At 42.6% G+C, this 16,635-nt stretch carries 14 protein-coding genes; all 14 read left to right on the plus strand.

Features of this window, described 5'->3' with window-relative positions; all coding sequences use genetic code 11:
• Positions 1-2: 2 nt before the first annotated feature.
• The 14 genes from glyA to J2755_RS07455 all read left to right on the plus strand — a co-directional run bounded on the left by glyA (position 3) and on the right by J2755_RS07455 (position 16,188).
• The gene (glyA, locus tag J2755_RS07390) at positions 3-1,244 is read left to right on the plus strand and encodes a serine hydroxymethyltransferase (RefSeq protein WP_209681530.1); all 1,242 of its coding nucleotides are present in this window, start codon (positions 3-5) and stop codon (positions 1,242-1,244) included.
• Positions 1,245-1,254: 10 nt separating this feature from the next.
• Entirely contained in the window at positions 1,255-2,133 is an 879-nt protein-coding gene (locus J2755_RS07395; protein ID WP_209681532.1) for a tetrahydrofolate dehydrogenase/cyclohydrolase catalytic domain-containing protein, read from the plus strand.
• A gap of 27 nt (positions 2,134-2,160) precedes the next feature.
• A complete protein-coding gene (gene folP, locus J2755_RS07400) occupies positions 2,161-3,384 on the plus strand; it encodes a dihydropteroate synthase (RefSeq protein WP_209681535.1) in 1,224 nt (407 codons plus the stop codon).
• A gap of 6 nt (positions 3,385-3,390) precedes the next feature.
• Entirely contained in the window at positions 3,391-4,002 is a 612-nt protein-coding gene (locus tag J2755_RS07405) for a methylenetetrahydrofolate reductase C-terminal domain-containing protein (RefSeq protein ID WP_209681537.1), read from the plus strand.
• Between the two features lie 254 nt (positions 4,003-4,256).
• A complete protein-coding gene (locus J2755_RS07410) occupies positions 4,257-7,691 on the plus strand; it encodes a P-loop NTPase fold protein (protein WP_209681539.1) in 3,435 nt (1,144 codons plus the stop codon).
• A gap of 32 nt (positions 7,692-7,723) precedes the next feature.
• Complete coding sequence (locus J2755_RS07415) at positions 7,724-8,638, plus strand: methylenetetrahydrofolate reductase (protein WP_245312820.1); 915 nt, start codon at positions 7,724-7,726, stop codon at positions 8,636-8,638.
• 23 nt (positions 8,639-8,661) lie between these two features.
• The gene (gene thiC, locus J2755_RS07420; RefSeq protein ID WP_245312822.1) at positions 8,662-9,918 is read left to right on the plus strand and encodes a phosphomethylpyrimidine synthase ThiC; all 1,257 of its coding nucleotides are present in this window, start codon (positions 8,662-8,664) and stop codon (positions 9,916-9,918) included.
• On the plus strand, positions 9,902-10,705 hold the full coding sequence (gene cofE / locus J2755_RS07425; protein ID WP_245312824.1) for a coenzyme F420-0:L-glutamate ligase: 804 nt from the start codon (positions 9,902-9,904) through the stop codon (positions 10,703-10,705). The genes thiC and cofE overlap by 17 nt, the downstream gene beginning before the upstream one ends.
• Positions 10,706-10,830: 125 nt before the next feature.
• Positions 10,831-11,100 (plus strand): thioredoxin family protein, encoded by a 270-nt coding sequence (locus tag J2755_RS07430; RefSeq protein WP_209681543.1) that lies wholly within the window; start codon positions 10,831-10,833, stop codon positions 11,098-11,100.
• 149 nt (positions 11,101-11,249) lie between these two features.
• On the plus strand, positions 11,250-11,444 hold the full coding sequence (locus tag J2755_RS07435; protein WP_209681546.1) for a hypothetical protein: 195 nt from the start codon (positions 11,250-11,252) through the stop codon (positions 11,442-11,444).
• An 86-nt stretch (positions 11,445-11,530) separates the two neighbouring features.
• On the plus strand, positions 11,531-12,520 hold the full coding sequence (locus J2755_RS07440; RefSeq protein ID WP_209683249.1) for an MBL fold metallo-hydrolase: 990 nt from the start codon (positions 11,531-11,533) through the stop codon (positions 12,518-12,520).
• Positions 12,521-12,595: 75 nt separating this feature from the next.
• Positions 12,596-12,985 carry an EMC6-like membrane protein gene (locus J2755_RS07445; RefSeq protein WP_209681555.1) on the plus strand — a complete coding sequence of 130 codons (390 nt, stop codon included), beginning with the start codon at positions 12,596-12,598 and terminating at the stop codon, positions 12,983-12,985.
• A gap of 32 nt (positions 12,986-13,017) precedes the next feature.
• Positions 13,018-14,787, plus strand: a complete 1,770-nt coding sequence (locus J2755_RS07450; protein ID WP_209681557.1) for a ribosome biogenesis/translation initiation ATPase RLI — start codon at positions 13,018-13,020, stop codon at positions 14,785-14,787.
• A gap of 147 nt (positions 14,788-14,934) precedes the next feature.
• Positions 14,935-16,188: a sensor histidine kinase gene (locus J2755_RS07455; protein WP_342591081.1), complete on the plus strand. Its 1,254-nt coding sequence runs from the start codon at positions 14,935-14,937 to the stop codon at positions 16,186-16,188.
• The last annotated feature ends 447 nt before the right edge of the window (positions 16,189-16,635 follow it).

Here is a 16,635-nt window from a genome sequence, read left to right on the forward strand (position 1 = left end):
GTATGTCTTATATTTCAGAAATCGATCCGGAAATTGAAGAAGCACTGAAACAGGAGGCAGAAAGGCAGGAATTCAGGCTTAACCTGATTGCCTCCGAAAATTATGCCAGCCGCGCAGTGATGGAAGCACAGGGTTCCATCATGACAAACAAGTACGCAGAAGGTTATTCTGGAAAGCGCTACTATGGCGGATGCCAGTATGTGGATGTTGCTGAAGATCTTGCAATTGAAAGGGCAAAAGAAATCTTTGGTGCAGAACACGTAAACGTACAGCCACATTCCGGTTCAGGTTCCAACATGGCAGTTTATTTCTCTGTCCTCAAACCCGGGGACAAAATCATGTCTATGGACCTCTCCCACGGTGGGCACCTTTCCCACGGAAGTCCTGTAAGCTTCTCAGGCCAGTTGTATGACATTGTACCTTACGGCGTTGACCGTGAAACAGAGGAACTTGACTATGACGCTCTCATGGAAATGGCAAAGAAGGAACTTCCGCAGATGATTGTCGTCGGAGCTTCCGCTTATTCAAGGATCATTGACTTCAAGCGCTTCAAGGAAATCGCCGATGAAGTGGATGCTTACCTGCTTGCAGATATTGCGCACATTGCCGGCCTCGTTGCTGCAGGTGTTCATCCAAGCCCGATTCCATATGCAGATTTTGTTACAACCACCACCCACAAGACCCTCAGGGGCCCTCGTGGTGGAATGATTATGTGTAAGGAAGAATACGCAAAAGGTGTTGACAAAGCTGTCTTCCCGGGAATCCAGGGCGGTCCGCTCATGCACACAATCGCAGCAAAAGCAGTTGCCTTTAAGGAAGTCCTTTCCACTGATTTCAGGAAGTACCAGGAGCAGACCATTAAGAACGCCGATGCACTTGCAGGGGCTCTCATTGACAGGGATTTCGATATTATTTCCGGTGGTACTGACAATCACCTTATGCTTATGGATCTTAACAAGTTCGATATCACCGGTAAAGACGGTGAAGCTATCATGAGCAAGGCAGGTGTTATCATTAACAAGAATGCGATTCCATTTGAAACTCGCGGACCATTCATCACAAGCGGTCTGCGCGCAGGCACTCCGGCTGCAACAACCCGCGGTATGAAGGAAGAGCAGATGGATGACATCGCAGGATTCCTTGACACAGTTCTCAGGAACCCAACTGATGAGAAGGTCCTTGCTGAAGTGAGTGCTGATGTCCAGCAGCTCTGCAGTGATTTCCCAATCTATCAGAATCTCTAAGGTGTGTTAAATGACAGATGAAAGCAGGATTATCGATGGCAGGGCTCTTTCAAAAAAGATTGAAGAGCAGGTGAAGAGCGAAGTTGAAGGCTTGAAAGAAAGCACAGGCGTTGTTCCCGGTCTTGCCACTATCCTCGTAGGAGATGATCCTGCTTCCAAAATGTACGTACGCCTTAAACACAAAGCATGCGAAAGGGTTGGTATCAATGCGGAAGATCAGAATCTTGATGCATCCGTTTCTCAGAAAGAGCTTCTTGCTTTGATTGAATCCCTTAATTCAAGGGAAGATATTCACGGTATACTTTTGCAACTTCCACTTCCTCCACAATTGGATGCAGAGGAAGCCATGCAGGCAATTGCTCCCACAAAAGATGTTGACGGTTTCCATCCCTGCAATGTCGGGAACCTGCTCATCGGGGATGAACAACTTGTTCCCTGTACGCCCGCCGGAATAATCAAGGCACTTGATGAATACGGCGTGGAAATTCAGGGCAAGAATGCGGTAATCATAGGTCACAGCAATGTGGTTGGGAAGCCCATGGCTGCAATGCTTCTAAACCGCAATGCCACGGTTTCAGTGTGCCATGTTTTTACTGATGATCTCAAGCGCTACACAAAAGAGGCGGATATTCTTATTGTTGCTACCGGAGTCAAGCACCTCATCAAAGCCGATATGGTTAAAGAAGGCGTTGTGATATTTGATGCCGGCATCACCGAGGAAGACGGCAAAGTTTACGGTGATGTTGACTTTGAGAACGTTTCAAAAAAGGCTTCTCTCATTACCCCTGTTCCGGGTGGCGTGGGTCCTATGACCATTGCAACTCTTCTTACACATGTCACGCTTGCCGCAAAGCATTTTGCAGGGCAGCGGGCGCACTTATATAAGTGATAAAGTAAGCTTTGTATTGGTAATTCCATGGTCGTTGATGTTGACATATGCGGACTGAAGGTTGGGGACAGGCATCCTGTCCATATCATGGGAGTAATGAACCTAAGCCGCGAATCTTTTTACAAAGGGTCAGTTGTCAAAGGCGATGCCTTGCTGGATGTTGCCCAGAAAATGATTGATGAGGGAGCAACCATTCTGGATCTTGGGGCACGTTCCACATGGCCTCTTGCAGATCCAATTTCAAGGGAGGAAGAACGTAATCGTTTGCTACCAGCCCTTGATGCACTTGCTGGTAATGTTGATGCGGTTATTTCCGTAGATACCATGTTTTCTGATCTCGCGGAAGCAGCCCTGAATAAAGGTGCTGATGTAATTAATGATGTTTCCGGATTTGCCATCGATGAAAAAATGGTTGACGTTGTAGCGGATTTCAGCTGTCCGACTGTTGTAATGGCATCCAAAAAAGTTCCCGGGGATGTTCTCGGAATGGATGAAGTGATGCAATCTCTGGCGAATATTCTCCAGATAAGTGAGGATAAGGGGATTGACACTGACAGGGTAATCCTTGATCCGGCCATCGGGAAATGGATTCCTGAAAAAATCCCTATGTACGATTTTGAAACATTTGATCGTTTTGAGCGACTCAAAACTTTCAACAAACCGATTCTGGCAGCTCTTTCACGTAAATCCTGTATAGGTGAAGTCCTGGATAAACCTGCAGAAGACAGACTCTACGGAAGTCTTGCAGCTACTGCCATTGCAGTCCAGAAAGGCGCTCACATTATTCGCACTCACGATGTGGCTCCAACCCTTGATGCTGTCAAAGTGGCAGCTGCAATTCGAGGAAACCCTCCTGTGGAAATTGACGGTGAACGGGAAGTGCAGATGCTGGAAATAGCAGATCCTGATGATTCCGTGAGGTTGATGCAGTCCCTGGGCGTTACTTCCACGGGTGCGCAAATAATGAAAAACAAGACTGTGATGTTCAATTTACTTGTCAAAAACGTAACTACGACTGAAGCTCTCATTATCAAACAGGAAATCCTCGCAAGAGGCGGGGATGCAGCTCTTGAAAGAAATGCTGTATCCCATGAAACCGAGAAGACGGATCTCGTTGTGATGGGGACCCTGCTGCAGCTCAAAAAACTGGCAGAGAAGCTTCAGGGGCAAGCACGTGGTCTTCCAAAGATTGCGGAAATGATTGATGCAGTTCTTCGGGAATACAATGATATAGAATACCGTTACCAGTGAAATAAAATGATAATTTCTTCTTCCAAACCATTCGAGGAAATTCTTTCCATGCTGGATGATGCCGGCAAAATCTTTGTTATAGGATGCGGAGTCTGTGCCACAAAACTCCATGTCGGCGGGGAGCCTGAAGTAGAGGATATGTGCCGCAAACTCAGGGAGGCAGGCAAGGATGTTATTGGTGGAACTGTCACAAAAGCGGCATGCAGCGTAAAGTCACTGGATTATCTTCTGGACCTTGATCCAAAGATTAAAGATGCTGATTCCCTTCTCATAATGTCCTGCGGAAGCGGGCTTTCCATAATTGCCTCAGTTACGGATGCGGAAGTTCATCCTGCTACAAACACGGATTCTCTTGGCGGGATCTCCTGTGGGGATGTAAAGGAAGAACAGTGTGTGATGTGCGGAGACTGTATTGCGGACTTTTTCGGGGGAATCTGCCCCACAGCCCGGTGTCCCAAGGGTTTGCTGAATGGCCCCTGCGGCGGTTCAATGGATGGCAAATGCGAGGTTGATCCCGAAAAAGATTGTGTGTGGGAATTAATTTACATCAAGCTTAGGGATACTAATCGGTTGGATTTGCTGGATAGGATGTTTGAGCCGAAGGAATATGATGCTTGAGGCTCCCTTATATTCTTACTTTCAAATTCAATTATTAAGATAATCCCATCTACTTTTTGATATTTTCTTAATTTGAATAGTCAGGAACTTCCAACTTCAATTTAACAAGCTCCGAATGAATATTTTTGATTACAAAGGAAAAGTTTAATTGTGGCATCGTCTTTCATGTATCAAAAATAAAAGTTAGGACAAAACAGCTTTCAAAAGATGAACTTTCTAAAAAGCGAATATAAATGTGAGAATATGGCGATAACATGTACCAATTCAACCTTCTTTCAGATGAAGTTTCAGATGACGATTATTTTGAAGATAAGACTCACGAAAATGTAGCTGAAACATTGTTTAATCTAATAGACTCTAATGATCGAGGCTTTACAATCGGTTTGGAAGGAGAATGGGGCTCCGGAAAATCAACAGTAATTTCTATTTTAAAAAAGAAACTTGAGGGAAAAGCTTTCCATTATTTTTATTTTGATGCATGGGCACATGAAGGCGATCATCTTCGGAGGATATTTTTAGAATCTTTGTTAGATCAGTTGGGCATGAAGAGTAGAAAAATCGATGAGCTAAAAGCAAAGATTTCAAATCGCACTCGTAAAACCTTTACTCACACAAATCAATATGGTACAACTCTTGGGAAACTGATGGCATTTTCAGTCATGGCTGTTCCACTGGGTGCTGGCCTTGTTTCAGGAGTTGATAGTTCACAACTATCATTTCAATGGGGTGGAAACCCACATTGGCCTTTTTGGATTGGGGTAATTCTATCAATAATGCCTTTTTTTGTTGTTGTTGCGAATATTGGCTACTTAGCTGCACGCAAAGAAGATGGTATGAAAAGTTTGTTCAATGCAAATAACTGGGTATTTTTAGAACGTAAAGATGACGTAACCGCTACTCAGGAAATATCTTCTGAAGAGGAGCGTTCTTCAATTGAGTTTGAAAGATATTTTGGCGACATCATGGATGAGCTTTTCAAGGATAACCCTTCTAGCAAGCTAGTTATCGTTGTTGATAATTTAGATCGTATTGAAGCAAAAGATTCTTTGAAAATTTGGTCAACTCTGCAAACGTTTCTTCAGAAGAGAAATCCTTCAAATTCTGGTTGTCAATGGTATGAAAATATCTGGATTATTGTACCTCATGACAAAAATGGACTTTCTAAACTTTGGGAAAATAAGGAACATTTGGACGAAGACAATTACGGGGAATGTGGAAAAAATTCAAATGGTTTTAGCAGTAGTGCATGTGCAAAATCGTTCTTTGATAAATGTTTCCAAATACGTCTTGAAGTTCCAAAACCCGTTTTGACTGGCTGGGAAGGCTTTGCTCGAAAAATGATAGATCAAGCGTTTGTAAATTGGAATGAAGAGGACAAAATAACAGTTTTTAGGATTCTACAATTAACACGTAAGCATGTTGGGGATGCTCCGACTCCTCGTGAAATTAAGAATTATGTTAATCAAGTTGGTCTGCTGAGGTTGCATGTCTTCAAAGAAATTCCAGTAGAAAGTATAGCCTACTACGTAATTCACAAATATTTGTATAATACCGATACTGAAAAAATAAAAGAGAACTTGAAAGACGGTCAATTGCCTGAAGAAACTGACAGGCATTTTTTGCCTTCTGAATGTGACAAACACTTAGCAGGGATTGTTTTTGGTGTTAGTCCAGAAATAGGTCAGCAATTACTTCTTGAACCTGAAATTGAAAAAGATTTGCAAGATGGAAATGGGGAACAATTAAAAGATTTGATGAGAATGCATGGGGATGGATTCTGGTCTGTATTTGATCTTCATATAAGCAGATTATCAACACATTTTGATTTGTTCAAATACTCTAAAGCAATTTATGAAGAGTTATGGGAAGATTATGGGTATAAATGCACTCAATTTGTGCAAAAGGCACAAAAATCGTTTTTAGTAGATCCGTCGACTCTCCCAATAAATGAAAACATTGACGGTTATTTGCCAATAATCAAAATGTCCTCAGACAAGGATTTCCTTGAATCAGTTTGGAATAATGCTTTAGCAGATCTAGGAGAAAAAATTAGGACACGCGATGGGTTTGACTACGAAAGCAATGTTAGAGGTGTTGAAAAAATAGCTGAGAGTATGGGAAACACATCTTTCCAAGGGATGACGCTCCACGATATTGATTCGAAAAATTGGATAAAATGGGCTCAAGCTTCTAATTTGCAACAAATACCAGCTTATAAGTGGGTTCTTCCTCCACAAGATATAGTAGATTCCATTGCTGAGAACATCCCTCCTTCTCCTTCAATTGTACCTGGTACAAAAGAACTCTTCATTTACTCTATTAATTCGGGAATAAGGAAATGGGAAATGCTTCCTCAAGCATGTCAAAACCACATATTTTGGAATAATGGTACGGCATCGAACGGGAATCAACCATCTAGGGAAGCACTTGATATTTTAATTTGGCTGACATTTTATTGTGAATCTTGTAGGGATAAGATAGCAGAGTTGCTCAAAACAGGACAATTCCATAACTTTGTCTATCATCATCAAGATCAGACTTTGGATATTGATTCTGCCTTCATAATGGCTTACTATTTCAAAAACAAATTGCATGATATTAAAGTTCCACCACTTGCTAATTCAATAAATGGATTTCAATTGATGCGTGATGTTTGGCTAACCAGAAACAAAGAGAATGCAAAAGGGATGTTTGAAAATCTGAAAAAATTCAATCAGCTTGACATTTTGTGGGAGCTTGCTGAAAATCCAGAAAATAAGCTTGTTGCTGACATTCTTGAATTGGCTGTTGACAATGAAATTGCAGACTTGTTTAGTTGCTCAGAATCGCTCAATAAATTGCACTTTGTAATGGCGTTAATTGGAGATGATTCAAGCGGTATAAATGCTAAATTATTAGATGAGTTCATGAAGCATTCGGAAATCGGAAATGAGATAAAATCCTCCTCAACTTTAGACGTTTCAAATTATTCAGATGAACTTCTTTTGATTTTGAAGAAAACGACTGATAAGGAAATACTTGATACTCTTGCATCAGCTTTAGTCCGACTAGAAAAAGAAGGATGGGATACATGTTTTGCTGAGGATACCTCTCTTGCAGACCTCGCCTTAATGATGAAGGCTAAGAAATCGAGCTTTTCACTCGGAAATGCATTTTTGAATTCAATTTTTGAAATCGCTGAACAATGGGCTATGGATGATATTCATTTAAATGCTCAACAAAAGGAAAGATGGCATAAGTTTGTGGATCTACTTGGGGACAGTTTCCAAAAACGCTACAAAGATAAAATCACTAAACTAATTCTTGACGAACACTTTTCTGTAACAGATGAATTTTATGAATATAATAAACAATTTGTTGAATACAAAAAACTAGTGACAGACGGTAGATCTGATATTCAAGATCTAGTTGAAGAATCTCTAAAAGAAGACGGTGATTTTATTAGCTTAGGGTTCTTGGATACAGTTTTAGAAAATGATGTGAATAGAGATTTTCTTCCTGCGTCACATATTCCAGATGTTCTCTCAGATCCTTTTCACGAGTTATACTGGGCTCAAAAGGATGTGGAAAAGCAGGATCTTCTTAAACGAATAGCTAAAAAATTCAAAGTTGAAATTGAGGAGCAAACACCAGAGTCCGATGATGATACAGATGACTCAACAGTTGAAGATTCTATTGGTGAAGAATAAATGTGCACAATTTGTAGTTCACAATCTCCGCGATGAGTTTAAAAACCAAAGTCACATATAATCCCGGGATGACTTCCACATTCCGTGACAAACTCAACTCAAACCAATTCATCATTACCACAGAAATCTCTCCGCCCAAGGGCGTTGATCCGGCATCAGCCCTTGAAGATGCAGAATTTGTCAGGGATTACGTGGATGCCTTCAATATCACTGACAACCAGCGTGCTGTCATGCGGATGTCTCCTCTGGCAATGGGAAAACTCCTGCTGGATGCCGGTCATGAAGTTATCATGCAGCTCACCTGCCGGGATCGCAACCGTCTTGCATTGCAATCCGATCTTCTCGGTGCTTACGGGCTTGGTGTGCGGAATATCTGTCTTATGACAGGGGACTACCCCACAAAGGGCGATCACCCCGGCTCGAAACCTGTATACGATCTCGATGCTGTGCAACTCCTGCAAGCCGTAAGCCGTATGGAAAATGGTAAGGATATGGCTGGAAATTCACTGGAATCAACACCTGTCTTTGTGAAAGGGGCGGTGTGCAATACCGATCCTGAGAACGTAATGCAATTAGTAAAACTTGAGAAAAAGGCACGTGTGGGGCTGGATTTCCTTCAGACTCAGGCTGTCTATGATGTGGGACGGTTTGAGGATTTCGTTGAGAGCATTTCCCATCTGGAAGTTCCCATACTTGCCGGATTGATTCCTCTTAAATCCGTAAAGATGGCAGAATTTATGAACAAAAACGTTCCCGGAATAAAAGTGGATAATGAACTGATTTTCCGTTTGGAATCCTCGGAAGACCCGGCTAAGGAAGGAGCTTTAATATGTGCGGAACATATCCGGGAGCTGAAAAAGATTTGCAGGGGAATTCACCTTATGCCAGTTGGTAACAATCGCAGCATCCCGACAATTCTTGAACTAAGCGGCTTATACGAAAAATAATAATTTACTTCCAATCACGCTGGATGGACATAACAATGCTCACGCAGATTGATCATGCAAAAAACGGTACAGTAACTCCTGAAATGCAATATGTTGCAAAAAAGGAAGGTATGGACGAAAACACGGTTCTTTCCCGTGTGGCTGAGGGAAGTCTTGTAATAATGGTCAGGGATGGCTGCCCACCAACTGCCATAGGTAAAGGTGCATCCACAAAGATCAATGTTAACCTTGGTACGTCTGCTGCAAGCATCAATCCCGCTTCTGAATTGCAAAAAGCTGCAATCGCCGAAAAATATGGCGCTGATACAATTACTGATCTTTCTATGGGTGGCAGCATTTCAAGAATCAGGAAGAGCATTTTTGAAAACACTACGCTTCCAATTACCACGGTTCCGATATATCAGGCAATTGTTGAAAAAGGTCTTAAAACTGTAACAGAAGACGATATTATTTCATACCTGAGATTGCAGGTTGAAGAGGGTGTAAGTTCTGTTGTTCTTCATTGTGTCGATAAGAAAATGCTCGAAACCGTAAAAGGCTCAGGCAGGGTAATGGGCATGGTCTCAAAGGGCGGTTCCTTTACCAGTGTTTTCATGCTCACCAATGATTGCGATAATCCTTACCTTAACAACTTTGAAGAGGTTCTTGATATCCTGAGGGAGAAGGATGTCGTTCTTTCCCTTGGAAATACAATGCGAAGTGGCTGTATACACGATCCAAGGGATCCTGCGCAGCTGATGGAGATGCAGACCAATGCCAATCTTGCTAATCTTGCCAACAAGGCCGGTGTGCAGGTAATTATTGAAGGAATGGGTGGACATGTTGCAGCATCCGCAATTCCTGAATTTGTTGAACTCTACAAATCAACATCTCCGCATCCTCTTTTTGTTGCCGGTCCCCTGCCAACGGATGTTGCACTAGGTTATGACCACATCGCGGGGGCTGTTGGTGCAAGTATGGCAACTGGGGCAGGCGCTGATTACCTTTGCTACATAACTCCTTCCGAACACCTTGCCCTTCCAACTCCTGATCAGGTTCGTGAGGGGTTGGTGGCATTTAAGATTGCAGCTCATATTGGGGATTCAATTAAATACGGGATAAGTGAAAAAGATCGACTGCTGGCCGAGAGGCGTGCAAGTTTTGACTGGGAAGGGCAGATGGAACTTGCCTTCGATTCTGACAGACCAAGGGATATTTGTCCCATGGTTGGCCCATGTTCCATGTGCGGGGAGTATTGTGCTATTCAGATAATGGGGGAGTACCTTGAAGGTAAAGAGTGACAATGCCGGCAAATTCATAGGATTGCTCGGTATCCGGACCGAACTGATAAAGCCGGGTGATTCCATTGTTGCAATTCTTGAGGCTGCTTTTGAAGAAAATGACATCTTCCCTGAAGATGGGGATATAGTCGTTCTTGCGGAATCAGCTGTTGCAACGGCAGAAAACAGGGTTGTAAAACTGTCTGAGGTGGAACCGGGACAGGAGGCTGTCCGCTATGCTCACAGATTCAGCCTTGATCCGAGGGAAATGGAACTCGTGCTCCTTGAATGTGATGAAGTATTCGGTGGAGTTGCCGGTGCAGCACTGACTATCACAAAAGGAAATCTGTCCCCGAATGCTGGAATTGATGGCTCAAATGCTCCTGAAGGGCACGTTGTACTGTTGCCTGAAGATGCGCAAAAGAGTGCCGGTCAAATCAGGAAAGCTTTTAATGATAAATACGGTTGTAGAGTAGGAATCATAATAGGGGATAGCAGGACACAACCCATGCGGCTTGGATGTGTTGGGATTGCCCTTGGAACTTCCGGTATTGTTCCGGTTGAGGATTCACGGGGTTCTCTTGATCTTTTTGGCAAACCTCTGAGCATTACTCACAAGGCTGTTGCAGACAACCTTGTTTCAGCAGCCCAGCTGGTTATGGGAGAGGCCGGAGAACGGATTCCCTGTGTTATAATACGGAACTCAGGAATCAGGATTGTCGATGCAGATGTACCGATGCCTCTGTTTTCAAGCGATGAATGCATGTATTTCAGCAACATCCGCAAATCTCCCGGAAAAGACATTTAAGGCGGTTAGATTTATATATTAAAATACCACTTGGTTATGTGGGGAGTTTACAAAACTGCACACAACGCAAACCATTTGAAAGAAGGGGTTGTATATAGCAGTCAAAGGTCAAAAGGTGATCAAAAATGAGCAATGTTGTTTTACTTGATTTTAGCGCTACATGGTGTGGCCCTTGCCAGATGCAGAAACCAATCCTCAAGGAAATCGAGGATGAAATGGGAGACAAAGTCGAAGTCAAGCTTATTGATGTGGATCAGCACCCGGATCTCGCAGGTAAATACGGGATCCACGCAGTACCCACACTAATCATCGAAAAGGATGGAGCTGAAGTTCGCCGCTTTACCGGCGTAACCAGCAAGGATGTCCTTAACTCAGAGTTATCACAATTACTCTGATTCTTTTTTTCTTTTTTTGTTTTCCAATTTACATTTCATATAAGTGGGTTTTAGTTGGATTTCATTTCAGGAAAATGATTTTAATTCGGGCAGGATATAACAAACCTGTTATAGAACAATTTATATAATTATGTGTTTAATTATACTCCATGGATCTGAAAAAAGTTCACTATTTAACGATCATCGGTTTTGGGATAGTTATTTTTCTGGTAGTCATTATGGCTTCAATTGCTTTTTTGGTGATGGAACTCTCCCCTACTTATGTAGTGATGATGATCACTGCTCTCTGTGTTTATCTTCCTGTGTTCTCAATAGTTGGCTTTAAAATCTTAAGCAAGGCTTAAAGATTTTATTTTCCATTTCTCGGTAGCCTAAAATACATTGTGCCCCTTCTCCTTTCCGAGGGACGTCTTTGGATAAGCTTATAGAAATGGGTTTACTGGTCTACCGGCAGAAAAATTCACGTGGTGGGTTTAAACCACATATAGGTCTCAAATTCAGATCCAAAGAAGGGGACGTGCTCTCATTTGTGGTTGATACAACCCGTACTCCTCAGAAATATCCTCAACCGGATGCTTATCTCATCACCCATGCTCATTCTGATCATCATGGCAGCTCAGCTATGCGCTCCGAGAGGGCTGCCTGCACGGAGAAAACGGCGAAAGCACTTGAGTTGCGTCATGGAAAGAATTATGAAGGTAATCTTGTCACTGAAAATGGTGAAGGTGAAATTGCCGATGTAAAAGTCCGGACTTATAGCACTGGGCACACGGAAGGCTCTGTGGCTTTTGGCTGGGAAAACGAAAACGGGGTTCGCATTCTGGTCACAGGTGACGTAAAGGATGCATCAAATTTGCCGAAATGTGATGTACTCATAACCGAAGCAAACTACGGTGATCCCGGAGATCCGTTCTGCCACTTTAAAGATGATCTGGAAGCTTTTGAAGAGGTTCTTTTTTCAGAGGAAAGAGTTGCTTTTGGTGCTTATTCATTTGGAAAAGCACAAAGAGCAGTGCAATTAATCCGGCAGATGGGGTATGAGGGCCCGATTTCCATGGAGTCTACTTCTCTTGAACTTACACGTTCCCTGACTCATGAGGCAGGTGAACTGGTTGATATCGGGATGTCGGAAAAGGTAAGCATAGTTCCACCTCATCATCTTGGAAAGCTTTCTTCCTCAATTTCCAAATATGTGTTGTCCGCCAGGCAGGATCATCCTTTTCCCTCGGTTTGTCTCAGTGACCACCTTGATGCACCGGGCCTTGTGGATATGGTTGAGCAAATAGATCCGGAAGCTGTTGTGGTCTACCATCCTACCGGACATCGGCCGTCACGATTTGCTTCCCATTTATGCTCACTCGGCTTTGAAGCAATTTCCACTGAGAATATCTCAAATGTATTGAGCAATGAGTTCCTGTGAAAAAGCGGACAATAAATGTTTATATAGGTTATGACGTCTATGAACATCCACAACATTCACTCAGGAGAATGACCCTTGAAGAAAAATACTAAGGAAAGCTCCAAAAACGCTGAAGAAAAAGCTTCTTCTGCAAAAACAGCAGATTCTGCTGGCAAAATAGCTATCAAGGAGATGACCCCTGAAGAAAAGCGTACCTCGCAGATTCAGGGCATTATCAAAACCGCAGTTGCTGCATATCTTGGAGTTGTGGCCGGAGCAATTGCTTATTTCCAGCTTGATGCAGCTACTGGCACACAGTGGTATGCTTTGCTTGCTATCATTGCAATACTTGCTTATTATGTACAGCGCCTGATCTTTCCGATACTTAAGATCGATCCAAAAGAATTCGGTATCAAGGGATGGCTCTATGTTGAATTCATCGTAATCGATTTCTGTCTTGTTACCTGGACTCTTCTGCTTAATTGATAAGATGTCCTGATAGCCTTAAAGGGATTAGCATGCGAATTGCAATATTAAACAGGGATAGGTGTCAGCCCCGCAGATGTAGTCATGAATGTGAAAAATTTTGTCCTCGGGTGAGAACCGGGGATGAGACTATTGTTTTTGGAGATGACGGGAAACCCATTATTTCCGAGGAAATGTGTGTGGGATGTGGCATTTGCATAAACAAATGTCCCTTTGATGCTATAATGATTATCGGCTTGCCCGAAGAACTGGATAAGCCAACCCATAGATACGGGGAAAATGGTTTTGCTCTCTATGGCCTTCCGACACCTGAAGTTGGAAGGGTATCAGGTATCCTGGGTCCCAATGGTATCGGAAAAAGTACCTGTGTCCAGATACTTTCCGGGAATATGATCCCCAATTTCGGGGAAGGAAATACCGACTGGGACGTCGTGCTGGAGCATTTTGCCGGTACTTCCATGTACGATTATTTCAAAAAGGTTGCAGATGGTGCAGTGCGTCTTTCCCAGAAACCGCAATATGTGGATATGATTCCCAAGGCTTTCAAGGGTAAAACCCGTGATCTCCTTGCCGGTGTCGATGATTCCGGTAAGCTCGATGACCTAATTGAAAGACTTTCACTATCACATATAATTGACCGCAATATAGGCGATTTAAGCGGCGGTGAGCTGCAGCGTGTTGCAATTGCCGCGTGTGCTGCTAAAGATGCGGATTTCTATTTCTTTGATGAAATCAGTCCTTATCTTGATATCCACCAGAGAATCAAAGTTTCCCAGCTTATTCAGGAAATCGCAGAGGATAGGGCGGTGCTCGTGGTTGAGCACGATCTCGCCATCCTTGATATGCTTTCCGATGCGGTGCACATTGCATATGGTATGCCAGCAGGGTACGGCGTGATTACTCACCCCAAGGGTGTAAGGGTTGCAATAAACCAGTACCTAAAGGGTTATTTACCCGAGGAAAACGTACGTGTAAGGCCGGATGCCATTACTTTTGAAGTTCATCCACCAAGATCTGAAACTGATGTAGCAACCCTTGTGGAGTATGACAGTTTCACGAGAAGCTATGAGGGCGGTTTCTCCATGAATGTGGATGAAGGTTCCCTTAAGGAAGGTGAAGTGCTCGGTATTGTAGGGCCAAATGGTATAGGCAAGTCCACATTTGTGAAAGTACTCGCAGGCGTTGAGGAACCTGACGAAGGGGAAATGGATCTGGATGTTGAGATATCCTATAAACCCCAGTACATCAAAGCGGATCAGCCAATCCCTGTGAACTTTTTCCTGAGGGGTATATCCAAGAAATTTGATTCAAGCTATTACCAGTCTGAAATTGCAGCACCTCTCAACCTTGAGAAGCTGTATGACAGGCTTCTTACCGATCTCAGTGGTGGCGAACTGCAGAGGGTAGCTATCGCTGCATGTCTTTCCCGTGATGCGGACATGTACATTCTTGACGAACCCAGTGCACACCTTGATGTTGAGCAGCGTGCTCTTGCAACAAAGACTATCAAGCGGTTTGCGGAAAACAGCAAGAAGACCGCCATGGTTGTTGACCATGACATCTATATGATTGATATGTTGAGTGAGAGGCTCATTGTGTTTGAAGGTGAACCGGCGATCCATGGTTTGGCTCACTCTCCCACAGGCATGCAGGAAGGCATGAACAAGTTCCTTGCTAACCTCGATATTACTTTCAGGAGGGATGAGGACACTCGCAGGCCACGTGTTAACAAAAAGGATTCAAACCTTGATCGGAAACAGAAGTCCATGGGCGAGTATTACTATTACAATGTCGGAGAGTGAGCTTTTGACTGGCATATTTCTGTCACTACGTGAGGTTTTTATATATTAAAATTTCAATTATTCATTGTGAAATTTGAATTTTTAGAAAAACGGGATCTTTGGACACTATTCATCATATTCTGCTATGCTGTAGTTGTTTTTTCGATTGTGGTTATATTCTCACTTTCTTTTTATGTTCTGGAATTGAGTCATGTACATTTCTTAATATTGCTGGTCACGGCTCTCTGTCTATTCCTGCCAATTTTTTCAATACTGGGATTTCAAATTTTAAAGCATAAAACCAGGCGTCTATCACAGGAACTTCTGATAAAGGAGAATGCTGTTGAAAAATCCATTAATGCAATTGGCTTTGCAGACATGAATTCAAATTTAATTTATGCCAACCCTGCTTTCGTTGGGATGTGGGGATACGATAACGAATCACAGGTTCTTGGAAAGCCTCTCTTTAGTTTCTGGAAAAGAAAAGATCGTGCTGAGAAAATAATAGCAACATTGCTTTCTGAGGGGAAATGGGAAGGAGAAACGATAGGTGTTAAGAAGGATGGTTCGGAATTCCCATCCATTCTAGCAGCAAATGTGATTATGTCCAAAGATGGCGAATTGCTTGGCATAATGGGATCTGCAGTTGATATTACTGAATACAAGAAAGCAGAAGAAGCTATTATAAATGCAAGAATTGCGGCTGAAAGTGCCAATATGTCCAAGACTGAACTTTTAAGAAACGTGAGCCATGAGCTTCGCACTCCCCTTAACTCTATTATAGGTTTTTCTAACATACTTGTTGATGGTGAGCATACTGAACCACTAAATGAGATCCAGCTAAAATACGCGAAAAAGGTCTTGAAAAATGGTGAACAGCTATTGAGCGTTATTAACAACATTCTAGCTATTGCAAATATTGATCTAAGAAAAACGGAACTTGACATTCATCATTTTGATTTGCAGGAAACTATCAATGATGTTGCTGTTTCCATGGTGCCTTTATCTATGTCGAAAGAGATTACGATATCATTTGATGTGGATGAGAGCATTGGTACCATTGAGGCTGACAAGGAAAAAATCAAACAGGTTTTGTATAACCTGATTGATAATGCTATAAAATTTACGCCTCCGAAGGGTTTTATATCAGTGGCAGCGAAAAAAGCCAGGAATTTCGTGGAAATGTCCATAAAAGACACAGGTGTTGGTTTTTCCCCGGAAGATCAAAAAAGGCTATTCATTTCTTTTATGCAACTTGATGGTTCGATGACAAGGGACTACGGAGGTGTTGGTATCGGGCTTCCAATTGCGAAAAATTTTGTAGAATTGCACGGCGGTGAGATATGGGTTGAAAGCGAGGTTGGTAAAGGAAGTACTTTCTCATTTAAAGTTCCCATAGAGAAAGTAAATTCAGATGAGTAATCATTCCATCAATAATTCCTCAAAATATCTATAAAAAGAAGGGGAAGAACATGAGCAGCAAGAGTCAGCAAGGTGGTCCCTTAGCATCGTTTTCTGCTATGTCCTGCTCTTCCCATCGTTTTTGTCGTTTTTCAGGCACATAAGGCTGGGGTACGTTTTTGGGGTAGTTGGGGAGCTCCAACCTCTGCACCAATGCCGCTGTCCGGGCTTGAACCGGGCTGTGTCCTGACACAACGGTACTATTTCTTTTAGATATATTCTTTAATCCTAATATATATAATCATTGTTTGTGACAATCATTAAAACTTATTATTTGGGCAATGAGGATATTTATGCAGGGGTCAAATCAATGTCACTATTTTCCATATATGCCACAAATGTCTTAATTTTCATCGAGAACATCTTAATTTCTTGAGTATCTGATGGATGTTTAAATTTGAAGTGTAA

Origin of the sequence: Methanohalophilus levihalophilus, assembly GCF_017874375.1 — an archaeon.
GTDB lineage: Archaea > Halobacteriota > Methanosarcinia > Methanosarcinales > Methanosarcinaceae > Methanohalophilus > Methanohalophilus levihalophilus.

Coding starts and splice junctions, on each gene's coding strand:
- glyA (WP_209681530.1), top strand. CDS start 3: ATGTCTTATATTTCAGAAATCGATCCGGAAATTGAAGAAGCACTGAAA.
- J2755_RS07395 (WP_209681532.1), top strand. CDS start 1,255: ATGACAGATGAAAGCAGGATTATCGATGGCAGGGCTCTTTCAAAAAAG.
- folP (WP_209681535.1), top strand. CDS start 2,161: ATGGTCGTTGATGTTGACATATGCGGACTGAAGGTTGGGGACAGGCAT.
- J2755_RS07405 (WP_209681537.1), top strand. CDS start 3,391: ATGATAATTTCTTCTTCCAAACCATTCGAGGAAATTCTTTCCATGCTG.
- J2755_RS07410 (WP_209681539.1), top strand. CDS start 4,257: ATGTACCAATTCAACCTTCTTTCAGATGAAGTTTCAGATGACGATTAT.
- J2755_RS07415 (WP_245312820.1), top strand. CDS start 7,724: ATGAGTTTAAAAACCAAAGTCACATATAATCCCGGGATGACTTCCACA.
- thiC (WP_245312822.1), top strand. CDS start 8,662: ATGGACATAACAATGCTCACGCAGATTGATCATGCAAAAAACGGTACA.
- J2755_RS07430 (WP_209681543.1), top strand. CDS start 10,831: ATGAGCAATGTTGTTTTACTTGATTTTAGCGCTACATGGTGTGGCCCT.
- J2755_RS07435 (WP_209681546.1), top strand. CDS start 11,250: ATGGATCTGAAAAAAGTTCACTATTTAACGATCATCGGTTTTGGGATA.
- J2755_RS07440 (WP_209683249.1), top strand. CDS start 11,531: ATGGGTTTACTGGTCTACCGGCAGAAAAATTCACGTGGTGGGTTTAAA.
- J2755_RS07450 (WP_209681557.1), top strand. CDS start 13,018: ATGCGAATTGCAATATTAAACAGGGATAGGTGTCAGCCCCGCAGATGT.